General features: G+C 59.5%; 17 protein-coding genes. 13 read left to right on the top strand and 4 right to left on the bottom strand.

Features of this window, described 5'->3' with window-relative positions; translation table 11 throughout:
* Positions 1 to 36 precede the first annotated feature (36 nt).
* A complete protein-coding gene (locus KVG85_RS01765; RefSeq protein WP_024013896.1) occupies positions 37 to 1,701 on the bottom strand; it encodes an electron transfer flavoprotein-ubiquinone oxidoreductase in 1,665 nt (554 codons plus the stop codon).
* Between the two features lie 550 nt (positions 1,702 to 2,251).
* Between KVG85_RS01765 and KVG85_RS01770 the strand changes: the two genes are divergently transcribed.
* The 10 genes from KVG85_RS01770 to KVG85_RS01815 all read left to right on the top strand — a co-directional run bounded on the left by KVG85_RS01770 (position 2,252) and on the right by KVG85_RS01815 (position 11,680).
* Positions 2,252 to 3,001, top strand: coding sequence for an electron transfer flavoprotein subunit beta/FixA family protein (locus KVG85_RS01770; protein ID WP_071173189.1), 750 nt, complete (start codon positions 2,252 to 2,254; stop codon positions 2,999 to 3,001).
* A complete protein-coding gene (locus KVG85_RS01775) occupies positions 3,002 to 3,931 on the top strand; it encodes an electron transfer flavoprotein subunit alpha/FixB family protein (protein WP_056788298.1) in 930 nt (309 codons plus the stop codon).
* A gap of 81 nt (positions 3,932 to 4,012) precedes the next feature.
* Positions 4,013 to 4,834: a substrate-binding periplasmic protein gene (locus tag KVG85_RS01780; RefSeq protein WP_217862837.1), complete on the top strand. Its 822-nt coding sequence runs from the start codon at positions 4,013 to 4,015 to the stop codon at positions 4,832 to 4,834.
* A 9-nt stretch (positions 4,835 to 4,843) separates the two neighbouring features.
* Positions 4,844 to 5,206, top strand: a complete 363-nt coding sequence (locus KVG85_RS01785; RefSeq protein ID WP_217862838.1) for a DUF4398 domain-containing protein — start codon at positions 4,844 to 4,846, stop codon at positions 5,204 to 5,206.
* Entirely contained in the window at positions 5,203 to 6,015 is an 813-nt protein-coding gene (locus tag KVG85_RS01790; RefSeq protein ID WP_024013894.1) for an OmpA family protein, read from the top strand. The genes KVG85_RS01785 and KVG85_RS01790 overlap by 4 nt, the downstream gene beginning before the upstream one ends.
* Positions 6,016 to 6,216: 201 nt before the next feature.
* Complete coding sequence (locus tag KVG85_RS01795) at positions 6,217 to 7,656, top strand: aminotransferase-like domain-containing protein (protein ID WP_024013893.1); 1,440 nt, start codon at positions 6,217 to 6,219, stop codon at positions 7,654 to 7,656.
* 78 nt (positions 7,657 to 7,734) lie between these two features.
* Entirely contained in the window at positions 7,735 to 8,208 is a 474-nt protein-coding gene (locus tag KVG85_RS01800; RefSeq protein WP_217862839.1) for a translation initiation factor 2, read from the top strand.
* 163 nt (positions 8,209 to 8,371) lie between these two features.
* Entirely contained in the window at positions 8,372 to 8,626 is a 255-nt protein-coding gene (locus KVG85_RS01805; RefSeq protein WP_071173185.1) for a YkgJ family cysteine cluster protein, read from the top strand.
* A gap of 40 nt (positions 8,627 to 8,666) precedes the next feature.
* The gene (locus KVG85_RS01810; RefSeq protein ID WP_217862840.1) at positions 8,667 to 9,272 is read left to right on the top strand and encodes an START domain-containing protein; all 606 of its coding nucleotides are present in this window, start codon (positions 8,667 to 8,669) and stop codon (positions 9,270 to 9,272) included.
* 314 nt (positions 9,273 to 9,586) lie between these two features.
* Positions 9,587 to 11,680 (top strand): LTA synthase family protein, encoded by a 2,094-nt coding sequence (locus tag KVG85_RS01815; RefSeq protein ID WP_217862841.1) that lies wholly within the window; start codon positions 9,587 to 9,589, stop codon positions 11,678 to 11,680.
* 71 nt (positions 11,681 to 11,751) lie between these two features.
* Here KVG85_RS01815 and KVG85_RS01820 read toward each other — a convergent pair whose 3' ends face one another.
* Positions 11,752 to 11,904 carry a DUF3309 family protein gene (locus tag KVG85_RS01820; protein ID WP_003183939.1) on the bottom strand — a complete coding sequence of 51 codons (153 nt, stop codon included), beginning with the start codon at positions 11,902 to 11,904 and terminating at the stop codon, positions 11,752 to 11,754.
* Between the two features lie 330 nt (positions 11,905 to 12,234).
* Between KVG85_RS01820 and KVG85_RS01825 the strand changes: the two genes are divergently transcribed.
* The 3 genes from KVG85_RS01825 to csrA all read left to right on the top strand — a co-directional run bounded on the left by KVG85_RS01825 (position 12,235) and on the right by csrA (position 13,765).
* Positions 12,235 to 13,050 (top strand): SDR family oxidoreductase, encoded by an 816-nt coding sequence (locus KVG85_RS01825; protein WP_016770947.1) that lies wholly within the window; start codon positions 12,235 to 12,237, stop codon positions 13,048 to 13,050.
* Positions 13,051 to 13,113: 63 nt separating this feature from the next.
* The gene (locus KVG85_RS01830) at positions 13,114 to 13,446 is read left to right on the top strand and encodes a YnfA family protein (protein WP_016770946.1); all 333 of its coding nucleotides are present in this window, start codon (positions 13,114 to 13,116) and stop codon (positions 13,444 to 13,446) included.
* A gap of 133 nt (positions 13,447 to 13,579) precedes the next feature.
* Complete coding sequence (csrA, locus tag KVG85_RS01835) at positions 13,580 to 13,765, top strand: carbon storage regulator CsrA (protein WP_024013891.1); 186 nt, start codon at positions 13,580 to 13,582, stop codon at positions 13,763 to 13,765.
* 5 nt (positions 13,766 to 13,770) lie between these two features.
* On the opposite strand, the gene KVG85_RS01840 is transcribed toward csrA, so the two are convergent.
* Together KVG85_RS01840 and KVG85_RS01845 are read right to left on the bottom strand one after the other, a co-directional pair.
* The gene (locus KVG85_RS01840; protein WP_003172962.1) at positions 13,771 to 13,998 is read right to left on the bottom strand and encodes a YheU family protein; all 228 of its coding nucleotides are present in this window, start codon (positions 13,996 to 13,998) and stop codon (positions 13,771 to 13,773) included.
* 169 nt (positions 13,999 to 14,167) lie between these two features.
* The gene (locus tag KVG85_RS01845; RefSeq protein ID WP_217864921.1) at positions 14,168 to 15,358 is read right to left on the bottom strand and encodes an osmoprotectant NAGGN system M42 family peptidase; all 1,191 of its coding nucleotides are present in this window, start codon (positions 15,356 to 15,358) and stop codon (positions 14,168 to 14,170) included.
* Between the last annotated feature and the right edge of the window lie 96 nt (positions 15,359 to 15,454).

The following is a 15,454-nucleotide window of genomic DNA, read 5'->3' on the forward strand; positions in this document are numbered from 1 at the left end:
CCCCCATTTCGGGAGCCTTGTGTTCAGCGTTTCGACTTACATGTTCGGGTAAGTCGGGCCGCCGGCGCCTTCCGGCGCGACCCAGGTGATGTTCTGCGCAGGGTCCTTGATGTCACAGGTCTTGCAGTGCACGCAGTTCTGGGCGTTGATCTGGAAGCGCTTCTCGCCGTCTTCCTTGGTGATCACTTCGTATACGCCGGCCGGGCAGTAGCGCTGCGCCGGTTCGTCGTACAGCGGCAGGTTTTTGCTGATCGGGATGCTCGGATCGGTCAGCTTCAAGTGGCACGGCTGCTCTTCTTCGTGGTTGGTGCCGGAGATGAACACCGAGCTGAGTTTGTCGAAACTCAGTTTGCCGTCAGGTTTCGGGTAGTCGATCTTCTTGCAGTCGGCCGCGAGCTTGAGGCAGGCGTAATCCGGCTTGGTGTCGCGCAGGGTGAATGGCAGTTTGCCGCCGAAGATGTTCTGGTCCAGCCAGTTGAAACCACCGCCGATGATCGCGCCGTACTTGTGAATCGCCGGGCCGAAGTTACGGCTGGCGAACAGTTCTTCGTGCAGCCAGCTGTTCTTGAATGCGTCGACGTAAGTGGTCAGTTCGACGGTGCAATCCTGCTCGGCGAACAGCGCATCTGCCACCGATTCCGCCGCGAGCATGCCGGACTTCATCGCGGTGTGGCTGCCTTTGATCTTGGCGAAGTTCAGGGTGCCGAGGTCGCAACCGATCAGCGCGCCGCCCTTGAAGACCATTTTCGGCAGCGAGTTCAGGCCGCCCTTGGCGATGGCGCGAGCGCCGTAGCTGACGCGCTTGCCGCCTTCCAGATATTGCTTGAGCACCGGGTGATGCTTGAGGCGCTGGAACTCATCGAACGGCGACAGGTAAGTGTTGCTGTAGGACAGGTCGACGATCAGACCGACTACCACCTGATTGTTTTCCAGGTGATAGAGGAACGAGCCGCCGGTGTTCTCGGTGCCCATGATGTCCAGCGGCCAACCGGCGGTGTGCACCACCAGGCCCGGCTGATGCTTGGCCGGGTCGATTTCCCAGATTTCTTTCAGGCCGATGCCGTAGTGCTGAACGTCCGCATCGCTGTCGAGGTTGTAGCGTTTGATCAGTTGCTTGCCGATGTGGCCACGGCAGCCTTCGGCGAACAGCGTGTATTTGCCACGCAGTTCCATGCCAGGGGTGTACAGGCCTTCTTTCGGATGGCCTTCGCGGTCGACGCCCAGATCACCGGTGATGATCCCGCGCACTACGCCGTTTTCATCGATCAGCGCTTCCTGAGCGGCGAAGCCCGGGTAGATTTCCACACCGAGGTTTTCCGCCTGCTGAGCCAGCCAGCGGCACAGGTTGCCCAGGGAGATGATGTAGTTGCCTTCGTTGTGCATGGTCTTGGGCACAAAGAAGTCAGGAATCTTCTGCGCGCTGTCAGCGTTTTTCAGCACGAAAATGTCATCGCGTGTGACGGGCGTGTTCAGCGGCGCGCCGAGCTCTTTCCAGTCCGGGAACAGTTCGTTCAGGGCGCGGGGTTCGAATACCGCACCGGAGAGGATGTGTGCACCGACTTCGGAGCCTTTTTCGACCACGCAGACGCTGATTTCCTTACCGGCGTCAGCGGCCTTCTGCTTCAAGCGGCAGGCGGCGGACAGACCAGCGGGGCCGGCACCGACGATGACGACGTCGAATTCCATGTATTCGCGTTCCACAGGCTATCTCCTACTCAAGGCTCAACAGTTTTTTTTCTAATATGGAGGTTTGATCTCGCATCCGTATTGCCTTTACGTTAACGTCAAAGGGAATATTGGCGAATCCACCTTTCTCTCTAGGCGGCGCATTATATCTACACCACTCCGAGCGTCCAATACAAACGTTTGTTTGAATCGCCTCCAGCCCTGATAAATCAAAGAAGCGCGGCTTATGACAGGGCATTTTGGCGTATTGACCAGAATGGGCGTTCCGGTCAAGATACGGGCGGTTTTGCGCTCGCCGTAGGCAGACTGGCGGTTTCAAGAGCACCTCTAAAGACAGGGCACAGGCAGTAGACGGTGATGCGCAGCGCAAGTCCGGCGCGCAGTTTACACAGCGTGAGAATGAATGACCCGACAGTCACCCCTGACGAACGGTCACCTCCCTTCGCGAAGTGAATCACCTCACATTCAAGCCGGCGTTTTTAGAGGTGCCCTTGTCGCCCGATGAGCATCATCCGCCAGGTTCGCCTAGGCGACTTTCTTTTCACCGGAGAGTAACGAGGAATCCATGAAGGTTCTTGTAGCTGTCAAACGCGTTGTGGATTACAACGTCAAGGTCCGCGTCAAGGCGGACAATTCCGGCGTCGACCTCGCCAACGTCAAGATGTCGATGAACCCATTCTGCGAAATCGCCGTGGAAGAAGCCGTACGCCTGAAAGAGAAGGGCGTTGCGACTGAAATCGTCGTCGTCTCCATCGGCCCGACCACCGCTCAGGAGCAGCTGCGTACCGCACTGGCTCTGGGTGCCGATCGCGCCATCCTCGTCGAATCCGCTGAAGACCTGACCTCGCTGGCCGTGGCCAAGCTGCTCAAGGCTGTTGTCGACAAGGAACAGCCGCAGCTGGTGATTCTTGGCAAACAGGCGATCGACAGCGACAACAACCAGACCGGCCAGATGCTCGCGGCACTCAGCGGCTACGGTCAGGGCACCTTCGCTTCGAAAGTCGAAGTCTCCGGCGACAGCGTTGCCGTGACCCGCGAAATCGACGGCGGCGCGCAGACCGTTTCGCTGAAACTGCCGGCCATCGTCACCACCGACCTGCGTTTGAACGAGCCGCGCTACGCGACCCTGCCAAACATCATGAAAGCCAAGAAGAAGCCTCTCGAAGTGCTGACTCCGGACGCTTTGGGCGTTTCCACCGCCTCCACCAACAAGACCCTGAAAGTCGAAGCGCCGGCTGCACGCAGCGCGGGCATCAAGGTCAAGTCGGTGGCTGAACTGGTTGAAAAACTCAAGAACGAAGCGAAGGTAATCTAAATGACTATCTTGGTTATTGCTGAACACGACAATAAAGTGCTGGCCCCGGCCACGCTGAACACCGTGGCTGCGGCTGCCAAAATCGGCGGCGACATCCACGTTCTGGTAGCAGGTCAGGGCGCAGGCCCGGTGGCCGAAGCCGCGGCTAAAATCGCTGGCGTGAGCAAAGTCCTGAATGCTGACAACGCCGCTTACGCGCATCAGCTGCCGGAAAACGTTGCTCCTCTGGTTGCAGAGTTGGGCAAGAATTACAGCCACATTCTGGCTGCCGCCACTTCCAACGGCAAAAACATCCTGCCGCGCGTTGCTGCTGCGCTGGACGTTGACCAGATCTCCGAGATCATCTCGGTCGAAAGCGCTGACACTTTCAAGCGCCCGATCTACGCCGGTAACGCCATCGCCACCGTGCAATCGACCGCCGCGATCAAAGTGATCACCGTGCGTGCCACCGGTTTCGATCCGGTTGCTGCTGAAGGTGGTTCGGCTGCCGTTGAAGCCGTTGGCGCTGCGCACGACGCCGGTACCTCGAGCTTCGTCAGCGAAGAGCTGGCCAAGTCCGACCGTCCTGAGCTGACCGCTGCCAAGATCGTCGTTTCCGGCGGTCGCGGCATGCAGAACGGTGACAACTTCAAACACCTGTACGCGCTGGCCGACAAGCTCGGCGCTGCTGTTGGCGCTTCGCGCGCTGCGGTCGACGCAGGTTTCGTACCGAACGACATGCAGGTCGGTCAGACCGGCAAGATCGTTGCGCCACAGCTGTACATCGCCGTCGGTATCTCCGGCGCGATCCAGCATCTGGCCGGCATGAAAGACTCCAAAGTGATCGTTGCGATCAACAAGGACGAAGAAGCGCCGATCTTCCAGGTGGCCGATTACGGTCTCGTGGCGGATCTGTTCGAAGCAGTACCTGAGCTGGAGAAGCTGGTCTAATCCGGCGGCTTCACTTATAAAGAGCCCGGCCTGTTGGTCGGGCTTTTTTTTGTTTCGAATTTCAAGCGGGAGCGTTTTGCCATGGATCTGCGTTGCGGATGGTTGTTGGGATGGTTGCTGTTGCCAGGTTTGGCCATGGCCGCTGGCAAGTGCGAGCGCCTGGTCGTCACCGGCAGCCCGGACGCGCCGCCGTACTTGTGGCAGGACCCGCAAAACCCCAAGCGCTTGATCGGTGCCAGTGCTGACTTGTTGCAGCAAGTGGCCAAGGATCTGGGCATCAAAGTCGACCTGCTGTATGCCGGCAAACGCTCGCAGGCCCTCGATGAAGTGCGCAGCGGGCGCATGGACATGCTGACCGACGCGCCGCTGACCGTGAATGAACTGGAAAACTTCGACTTCATTCATCCGCCACTGCTGGAAAACGATTATCTGGTGTGGACGCGCAAAGGCTCGACGCTGATCTATGCCGAGGCCAGCGATCTGAAAGGCCATGCCGGCGCGGTGTCGGAAAAGTCTCGGATGACCCAGGCATTCGGCACTTTCGCCGAGCAGAATCTGACCCTGACCCGCACAGCCAACCTTACCGAGGCACTACAGAAGTTGCTGTTGGGCGAGGTGGAATATGTCCTCGCCGGACGTTACTCAGGCTTGGCCGCCGCTCAGACATTGGGCATGACCAGCGATCTGTTGGCGTTTGAACAACCCATCGACCGGCCGGGTCTGTTCCTCGCGGTTTCGCATAACTCGGCCTGCAACGATCCGTGGTTGCGCGGACAGCTCGCCAAAAAGATGACAGAATTGCCCGCGTCCGGACTGACGGAAGCCGCGCTGCAACGCAACATCGAGCGCTGGAAGGCGCAACAGCAACAGCCGCCACAACCTGTCAGTGCCCCAAAACAGTAGGGATTCTTAGTGAGTATTCGACCTCTTTTCGCGGCTGTGGCCGTTCTGGCCCTGGCCGGGTGCGCATCCGATCCGGCACCCAGTGAACAAATGCGTTTGACCGAACAAGCCATCGTGCAGGCCAAGGCAGTCGGCGCCACCGCTGACGAAGTGCCGGAAATGCAACTGGCCGAAACAAAATACAACCGCGCCAAAGCCAGCATGGCCGACGAGTCCTATCGCAACGCGCGCATGCGTGCCGAGCAGGCCGAACTGGATGCACGTCTGGCCGAGGCCAAGGTGCTGACGAAAAAAAGTGAAGAACAGCTGAATGTGCTCAATACCCGCATTGTCCGCCTGCGCAAGCAGCTGCAACTGGGGGAAGCACAATGAGCCTCAAGTCCAATGCTCTCGGCATTCTGCTTCTTGCCGGTTGCGCCAGCCTGTACGGCTGCGCCGGCCAGCACAGCGAGGCGGCGCTGCAACAGGCTGGCGCTGATTTCCAGAAGGTCAAGGAAGATTCCAACGTCCTGCGCATCGCGCCGAAAGACGTGATCCGCGCCGGCGAATCCCTGGCCCGCGCCGATCGACTGTCGACCTATTGGGGCAGCGGTGCCGACGTGGTGCATTACGCCTACCTGAGCCAGCGCTACAGCGAAATCGCCCGCGAGCACACCAACCAGGCGCTCAACGAGGAACGCGCAGCCAAGCTCGAGCTTGAGCGTCAGCGTCTGCAACTGGCCCTGCGCGAATCGAAACTGCTCAGCGTGCAGCAACAAGGCAAGTGGCTGGAGGAACAGATCGTCGCGCTGGCGACCACGCAGACTGATCGCGGCCTGGTGATGACCCTCGGCGACGTGTTGTTCGACACCGGCCAGGCGGAACTGAAAAACTCGGCCAACCGCGTCGTGCTGAAGATCGTCCAGTTCCTGCAACTGAACCCCAAGCGAGTGGTGCGCATTGAGGGTTACACCGACAGCACTGGTGGCCGACAGGAAAACCTCAAACTGTCCCGCGATCGCGCGCAATCGGTGGCTGACGTGCTGGTCGATCTGGGTATCGACGAAAAACGCATTCAGGTCGAAGGTTACGGCGACCAGTTCCCGGTCGATGCCAACGCCTCCGAGCGTGGACGGGCGCAGAACCGCCGCGTAGAAATCGTGTTCTCTGACGAAAAAGGCCAGCTCGGCGCCGCCCGCTGAGGGCTGCGTCTCTGGAAAGCCCGGACTGTCATGCAGTGCCGGGCTTTTTTGTGTCTGTCGATTGCCGCGCAAAACCGTACAGATGGGGCAGACACCGCACTGTACGGTCGAGTAATCTGGCAACTGTCCCAGTACACTTCTAAACTGTTCCGGTATTGTTTCAGACAAGAATAAAACGCCCGTGAAATCGAGTGCTGCGTCATGACCAATCTCTTGCTCTACCAACGTATTGCTCAGCAACTGGCCGAAGACATCCGCCGTGGTGTCTATCAACCGGGGGAGCGCGTGCCTTCGGTGCGCAAGATGAGTTCGCAGCTCAACGTCAGCCATGCGACGGTGTTGCAGGCGTATGCCAACCTTGAGGATCAGGGCCTGATCCGCGCCCGGCCACAGTCGGGTTACTACGTACACCAGACCCCCGCGCTGACCGCGCCCACGCCGGACATTGCCCGGGTCGAACGGCCGGGGCTGGTGACGCGCAGCAGCATCATTCAGCAGGTATTGGTCGAATCCCGCCGCGAAGGCGTGTTTCCGCTGGGCGCTGCGGTGCCGAGTGTCGATTATCTGCCGGTGCGCGCGCTGCATCAGCAACTGGCCAAGGTCACCCGGTTTCACAGCCCACGGGCGTTCAGCTACATGTTCAGCCCCGGCTTCGAACCGCTGCGCCGGCAAGTGGCGATCCGCATGCGTGACGCCGGCGTGGTGGTCGATCCATCGGAAGTGGTGATCACCCACGGCTGTGTCGACGCCTTGCAGATGTCGTTGCGCGTGCTGACCCGGCCGGGCGATCTGATCGCAGCCGAATCGCCGACCTATTACGGCCTGCTGCAACTGGCCGATCTGCTCGGCCTGAAAGTCATCGAAATCCCCAGCGATCCCGCCACCGGCATGAGTCTGGAAGCCTTGCAACTGGCCGCCAACCAGTGGTCGATCAAGGCGCTGGTGCTGACCACGCGCCTGAGCAACCCCCTCGGCGGGACCATGCCGGAAGAGCGGCAGAAACAGTTGTTGCGTCTGGCCTCGGATTTCGACATTCAGATTGTCGAAGACGATATCTACGGCGAACTGATGTTCGAACAGGGCCGCACCAAAGCGCTGAAAGCCTACGACCGCCTGGATCGGGTGATCTACTGCTCGAGCTTCTCCAAAACCCTGTCACCGGGTGTGCGCATCGGCTGGATGATCGCCGGCAAATACCAGCAGGAAATTCAGCGCCTGCAAACTTTCAGCACCCATTCGGCGTGCAGCGTTACGCAGATGGCGATTGCCGCGTATCTGGAAAACGGCGGTTATGACCGGCATTTACGCTATATCCGCCAGGAATACCGGAAGAACCTCAGCGCCTTCCAGCTGGCGGTGCAGCAGCACTTCCCCGAGGGCACGCAAATGTCCCGGCCCACGGGCGGTTTCATACTCTGGGTGAGCTTGCCGGGGCGGGTCAACACTCAGGAATTGCATGTCCGCGCGCTGCAACAAGGCATCAGCATCGCGCCGGGGCTGATCTTCAGTAACACCGAGCAGTTCAACCACTGTATCCGCCTCAACTGCGGCATCCCGTGGAACCGCGAAGCGGAGCGGGCGCTGATGACGCTGGGTCTGTTGGCCACCCAACTGTGTCAGGAAACCGCTGGCGGATTCTGAACGGGGAGGGCGCTGAGGCTTGTCATGTGACGCACAACAGGCGAGCATGTGGCCCTCTGCCGTTAGTTCGTTGGGTCCATGAAAGCGATTGTTCCTGCCGCGTGGGTATTGCTGGGTTTGCTGATGGTCGGTCAGGCACCGGGTGCTATGGCGGCCGCAGCCCAGGAAAAACCGGCAGCGACCAGTACCACGAACAAAGCCACCAAAACCGCGGCTCCGGCAAAAAAAGCCCAGGCGAAAAAAAACGCCACGGTGAAGAAGCGCCGCCCGGTGGCCTCGAAATCGAAACCCGCCAGCGAAGTGGCCAAGACCAAATTGCCGCCGGCAAAACTCGATCTCAGCCTGCCCAAGGATATGGTTGAAGAGTTGAAGCCGCAGGGCACCGTTGAGCTGCCCAAACGCGAGGCGATCCTGCCGCAGATGTTTGGCGAGAAAGATAACGGCTTCCAGCTCAACGGCCGTTTGCTCAGCAACGAAATGCAGTTGCAACTGCGCAACGAAGCGCGACGCGATGTGGAAGGTGCGGCGCTGGATTTCGAATTCAAGCAATAGATGCGGCCCTCTGCGACGCCCAGATCAGACGCTTCGTCGGAGACTGCCCAGTCACTTTTACTTATCGTTGAAAACCCGCTCGTAGCAATTTGAAACAGTCGTTTTAGCGGTTACTCTGTTTCCCGTCTCTTTACACATCGCCCGTCGCGAGGATCTGTTCGTCATGAAATGCCGTGAAGGCTGTGGCGCTTGCTGCATTGCCCCCTCCATCAGTTCGCCGATCCCCGGCATGCCCGATGGCAAACCCGCTGGCGAACGTTGCGTGCAACTGTCGGTCGATAACCTGTGCAGCATTTTCGGCCGTCCGGAACGTCCGGCTGTGTGCTCGGGCTTCGCTGCGGATGTCGAGGTGTGCGGCAGCAGTTCGCAAGAAGCGATCAGATTGATCGGCTGGTGGGAGCAGATGACGGCGGCGTGATGTGTTCACCAACGGAACTTCAACAATAAGGAATAACACTATGGGTTCGCTGCACCGTATCGCTGTGTTGTGTGGTCTGACTGCCGTACTTGCCACTTCGGTCGCCCAGGCAGAAGACTGGAAAGTGGCGAAGAACGAAGACGGCATCAAGGTTTCCCTGAGCGAAATACCCGGTTCGGACTATAAGTCCTACCAAGGCGTCGCGCTGATGAAAACCACTGTCGCCAAACTGCGCGCCTTGCAGGAAGACGTCTCCGGCGCCTGCGCGTGGATTCACGAATGCAAGAGCCAGAAACTGCTCAAGCATGAAGGCGACCTGAGCTGGACCTATTCGCAATTCAACACGCCATGGCCGGTGACCCCGCGTGATTCGGTGCTGAAGATCACCACGGTTGAAGGCGCCGATGGCAGCCTGACCCGTAATCTTGAAGGCGTACCGACTTATCTGCCGGAAGAAAAAGGCTTCGTGCGGGTCCAGCAAGTCAAAGGCTTCTGGAAGTTCGTGCCTAAGGGCGATCAGGTTGAAGTGACCTACCAGGTGCATACTGAGCCGGGCGGTAGCGTGCCGGCCATGGTCGCCAACAAGTTCGTGGTCGATGCGCCATTCAATACCCTGAAAGCGCTGAAACAACGCGCCGAGAAATAATCAATTCGCTGTAAGCAAAACGCCCCGATCGCTTCGGGGCGTTTTGTTTTGTCTCTAAATTGTATTTCCAGATATGCGTTGCACGAAATTTTCACAAAGTCTCCAAGACAATTCGCCCGCACTTGTTGCCTGCCATTGTGCTGTCAGCCCTTTCAATCCAAGTCTCGAAGAGCAGGGCAGTAATCAATGGCAATGGTGTGAACGATCGTGCAACATTTGCGCACCGCGCACGCCCCGGGGTCTGGACTGACCAATAGAGGGCCTGGCGCCGCTGTATTTTTGCAACTTCAACTTCCAATGGGTCCTAAAACGACATGGCAAACCCGGACGCCCTGAATCAGCAGCGATCTTCTGCTCGCCTGCTGCAACCGACCGTCAAATCGCATCTGGCCTACACGCTGCTGTGCGCACTGGTCATGATGGTCATGTTTTCCGCGCTGCGCCTCGCGCTGCTGGTCTACAACCGCGAGATGATCCTCGACACGCCGGCCGCGACCTTCCTTGAAGCGTTCGTCAACGGTCTGCGTTTCGACCTGCGCCTGGTGGTGTACCTGTGCATTCCGCTGGTGCTGGCACTGTTCAGTGCCCGGGCCATGGCCGCGCGCGGTTTCTTCCGTCTGTGGCTGACCGTCGCGTCGAGCATCGCGCTGTTCCTCGGCCTGATGGAAATGGACTTCTACCGCGAGTTTCACCAGCGCCTCAATGGTCTGGTGTTCCAGTACGTGAAAGAAGACCCGAAAACCGTAATGAGCATGCTCTGGTACGGTTTTCCGGTGGTGCGCTACGTGCTGGCATGGGTAATCGGCACGGTCATTCTGACCCTGGCGTTCAAAGGCGCCGACCGCGCCACCCGCCCGCGCGGACCGTTCAGCGGCGGCAGCGTCAGCTCCCGTCAGGTTGCGCCGTGGTACACCCGCCTGGCGGTGTTCGTGGTCTGCCTGCTGATCTGCGTCGTCGCCGCTCGCGGCACCTTGCGTCAAGGCCCGCCGATGCGTTGGGGTGACGTCTACACCACCGATTCCAACTTCGCCAACCAGCTCGGCCTCAACGGCACGCTGTCGCTGATCGCCGCGGCCAAGGCGCGCATGGGCGAAGACCGCGACAACATCTGGAAAGCCACGCTGCCGCAGGAACAGGCGCAGCAAGTGGTGCGCGACATGTTGCTGATGCCCGACGACAAACTGGTCGATGCCGATATCGCCGCTGTTCGCCGCGACTACCTGCCGCCGGCCGACAAGACCCTGCCGATCAAGAACGTCGTGGTGATCCTGATGGAAAGCATGGCCGGTCACTCGGTCGGTGCTTTGGGCGCGCCGGGCAATATCACCCCGTACCTGGACAAGCTGTCGAAGGAAGGTCTGCTGTTCGACCGTTTCTTCTCCAACGGCACCCACACCCACCAGGGCATGTTCGCGACCATGGCCTGCTTCCCCAACCTGCCAGGTTTCGAATACCTGATGCAGACCCCGGAAGGCAGCCACAAACTGTCCGGCCTGCCGCAGCTGCTCAGCGCCCGCGACTATGACGACGTCTACGTCTACAACGGCGACTTCGCCTGGGATAACCAGTCGGGCTTCTTCAGCAACCAGGGCATGACCAACTTCGTTGGCCGCAACGACTTCGTCAATCCGGTGTTCTCCGATCCGACCTGGGGCGTTTCCGACCAGGACATGTTCGATCGTGGCCTGCAGGAACTGAAGGCGCGGGAAAACGGCAAGCCGTTCTACGCATTGCTGCAAACACTGTCCAACCACACGCCGTACGCCTTGCCGACGCCATTGCCGGTCGAGCGCGTCACTGACCGTGGCAGCCTCAACGAACACCTGACCGCCATGCGCTACTCCGATTGGGCGCTCGGCCAGTTCTTCGAGAAGGCGCGCAAAGAGAAGTATTTCAACGAAACCCTGTTCGTCATCGTCGGCGACCACGGCTTCGGCAACGAGCGCCAGATCACCGAAATGGACCTGGGCCGCTTCAACGTGCCGATGCTGATGATCGCCCCGGGCATCCAGCAGAAGTTCGGTACCCGCGACCACACCGTGGGCACGCAGATCGACATCGTGCCGACCATCATGGGCCGTCTCGGTGGCGAAGTGCGTCACCAGTGCTGGGGCCGCGACCTGCTCAACCTGCCGCAGGGCGACACCGGTTTTGGCGTGATCAAGCCTTCGGGCAGCGAGCAGACCACCGCCATCGTCACCGCCGATGAGATTCTGGTACTGCCGCGTGACAAGGACATGGGGCCGAAAATCTGGAAATATCAGCTTGGCGCCAACCCGCACGCCGAAGTTGTGCCGGACGCGCCGCGCACTGCCGAACTCAAACTCAAACTTGAAGCGTTCCTGCAAACCGCGACCAAGAGCCTGCTCGATAACACCGCCGGTGTCATTCACGGCAAGCCGGACTGATCACTCCTTAAAGTCCACGCAATAAAAAGAGGCCCTTGAAAAAGGGCCTCTTTTTTTACAGCTTCAAATCGTCATATCTTGCCGAGTAACAACAGCACCAGCAGCACGACCAACACCACGCCGATAATGCCCGACGGGCCATAACCCCAACTTCTGGAGTGCGGGAAGACCGGTAGACCACCGATCAGCAACAGGATCAGGATGATGATTAGAATTGTGCCCATGGGTGATTTCCTTGTTCAGAGTCTGGAAGAGTCTTGATGCTCAGTGGGCAGCTGGAGAGCAACTAAATTCCAGCCGGCTTACATGTTCCGACTTGCGCCGATGAAAAATAATTCAATGTTTTTTTAATGTATTTGGATTGCTCTGTTATTTCCTTTAAAGCAGAAAAGCAAAAGATCGCAGCCTTCGGCAGCTCCTACAGGAGACCATCCCGAAAACGATGACGGCAGGAATCTTTTGATCCTCCATTCAGCAACTGGATGGAGCGTGGGCGAACGAAGTTCCTTCGCTACACTCGGCGCATCTCTCCCGGAACAACAAGGCTGTCCGCTATGCAAAATCGCATGATGATCACTGGTGCAGGCTCAGGCCTGGGTCGCGAAATCGCCCTGCGCTGGGCCCGTGAAGGCTGGCGGCTGGCCTTGTCCGATGTCAGTGAACCCGGCCTGCAGGAAACCCTGAAACTGGTGCGCGAGGCGGGCGGTGATGGTTTCATCCAGCGCTGCGACGTGCGCGATTACAGCCAGCTCACCGCATTCGCCCAGGCCTGCGAGGAGAAGCTCGGCGGCATCGACATCATCGTCAACAATGCCGGCGTCGCCTCGGGCGGATTCTTCAGCGAGTTGTCGCTGGAAGACTGGGACTGGCAGATCGCGATCAACCTGATGGGTGTGGTCAAGGGCTGCAAGGCGTTCCTGCCGCTGCTGGAACAGAGCAAGGGCAAGATCATCAACATCGCCTCCATGGCTGCGTTGATGCAAGGCCCGGCAATGAGCAACTACAACGTGGCCAAGGCCGGCGTAGTGGCGTTGTCGGAAAGTCTGCTGATCGAACTGGCGCAACAGGAAGTGGCGGTGCATGTGGTTTGCCCATCGTTCTTCCAGACCAACTTGCTCGATTCTTTCCGTGGCCCGACCCCGGCCATGAAAGCCCAGGTCGGCAAGTTGCTGGAAAGTTCGCCGATCAGTGCCGCCGACATCGCTGACTACATCTATCAGCAAGTCGCCGCCGGCGAATTCCTGATTCTGCCTCACGAACAAGGGCGCATGGCTTGGGCGATCAAGCAAAAGAATCCGCAACTGCTCTACAACGAGATGACTTCCATGGCCGAGAAAATGCGCGCCAAGGCCAAACAAAACAACGCTTGATCTTGTTCGATTCCCGCCGCGTCGTTAGGGTGGCCGCCACGGTCACCCTGTCGAGACGCCTCCATGCTCAATTACTTGTGGTTCTTCCTTGCGGCGCTGTTTGAAATCGCCGGCTGTTTTGCCTTCTACATGTGGCTGCGCCAGGGCAAGAGTGCGTTATGGGTGATTCCCGCGTTGCTCAGCCTGACCCTGTTCGCGCTGTTGCTGACCCGTGTTGAAGCGGCCTACGCCGGGCGCGCCTATGCCGCGTATGGCGGGATCTACATCGTTGCTTCGATTGGCTGGCTGGCGGTGGTCGAGCGGGTGCGTCCGCTGGGCTCGGACTGGATTGGCATGGCGCTGTGCGTGGTCGGTGCCAGCATCATTCTGTTCGGGCCGCGCTTTTCCGCCGCCTGAGGCGTTTGTGCGAAGCGTCTGACAGCTGTGGGCGTGGGCAGCTGTAGGGCAAGACTGATTTGCTCGTCGTGGATTGTGAAGACGCTGTAAGCCGCGCATCTTCAGGGTTTGCCAGTCCTGAAGGATGAATCCCATGCTTGTACTCAGCCGTGTGGTCGGTGAGTTGATTTCAATCGGAGACGACATCACCCTGCGTGTTCTGTCGGTCAACGGCTCCAGCGTGCGCTTCGGCGTCGAGGCGCCGAAAAAGGTCCATGTACACCGCGCCGAGGTCTATGACCGGATCAAGCGCAAGGAGGCAGCGGCGAAGGCTGGCTGACGGTTTCAGTCGAATAGATGCTTGGGTACGTCGTGCTTGAGCATCAGCTGGCACTGTTCGCTTTCCGGGTCGAACACGATCAATGCCTGGCCTTTGGTCAATGCCTGGCGCACGCGCAGCACGCGGGTCTCCAGCGGGGTGTCATCGCCGTTGTCGGTACCGTCGCGGGTGACGAAATCCTCGATCAGGCGGGTGAGGGTGTCGACTTCAAGCGCGTCGTGGGGAATGAGCATGGGCACCTCGGTCAAATCAATGTCGGGATGCTACGGGGAATGGGTTTCGTCTGCCAGTTCTGTATCGGTCTTGCCGGCCCATTCGCGAGCAGGCTCGCTCCCACATTTGAAAGCGATCCCCTGTGGGAGCGAGCCTGCTCGCGAAAGCGATTATCTGTTCACCGAAGGCTCAACTGTCAGAACGCTGCCCCACCAGACTGTCCACCGGCGGCACGCGGGTTTCGCTTTCCATCTGCGTGTCATGCTCGATCTGATGGCTGAAACGATCCAGTGAAGCATTGGCCGGCGCCGCATCGCTGGCGAAGACCGGCGGGCTGAGAATGTACGCGCCGAGCAAGCGACTGAGCGCCGCCAGACTGTCGATGTGCGTGCGTTCGTAGCCGTGGGTGGCATCGCAGCCGAAAGCGAGCAGGGCGGTGCGAATGTCGTGGCCGGCGGTGACCGCCGAGTGCGCATCGCTGAAGTAATAGCGGAACATGTCACGGCGCACCGGCAATTCGTGTTCATCGGCCAGACGCAACAGATGCCGCGACAGGTGATAGTCATACGGCCCGCCCGAATCCTGCATCGCCACGCTCACCGCGTGTTCGCTGGAATGCTGGCCGGGGGCGACCGGTGCGATGTCGATGCCGACAAACTCACTGACGTCCCACGGCAATGCCGCCGCTGCACCGCTGCCGGTTTCCTCGGTGATGGTGAACAGTGGATGGCAATCGATGTTCAGTTCCTGGCCGCTGTCGACAATTGCCTTCAGTGCCGCGAGCAATGCGGCAACACCGGCCTTGTCGTCGAGGTGGCGGGCGCTGATATGGCCGCTTTCGGTGAACTCCGGCAGCGGATCGAAGGCCACCACGTCGCCGACATGAATGCCCAGCGATTCGCAATCGGCTTTGGTCGTGCAGTAGGCGTCCAGCCGCAGCTCGACATGATCCCAACTGATCGGCATTTCATCGACCTGGGTGTTGAACGCATGCCCGGACGCCATCAGCGGCAGCACGCTGCCGCGAATCACCCCGGTGTCGGTAAACAGGCTGACCCGGCTGCCCTCGGCAAAGCGGCTTGACCAGCAACCGACCGGGGCGAGGGTCAGGCGACCGTTGTCTTTCACCGCACGCACAGCGGCGCCGATGGTGTCCAGATGCGCCGATACCGCGCGGTCAGGGCTGCTCTTTTTGCCCTTCAACGTCGCGCGAATGGTGCCGCGCCGGGTCATTTCGAACGGAATGCCCAGCTCTTCAAGACGCTCGGCGACATAGCGCACGATGGTGTCGGTGAACCCGGTAGGGCTGGGAATGGCGAGCATTTCCAGCAGGACTTTTTGCAGGTAAGCCAGATCCGGTTCAGGGATTTGTGGGGTCATGGTCATGGAAACTCCTGATGGGTTGAGCACACCGATGGTTTCGATGAGGAAAATTGGTGGTGACGTTCAGGGCCTCTTCGCGAGCAGGCTCGCTCC

Source organism: Pseudomonas triticicola (assembly GCF_019145375.1).
Taxonomy (GTDB): Bacteria; Pseudomonadota; Gammaproteobacteria; order Pseudomonadales; family Pseudomonadaceae; genus Aquipseudomonas; species Aquipseudomonas triticicola.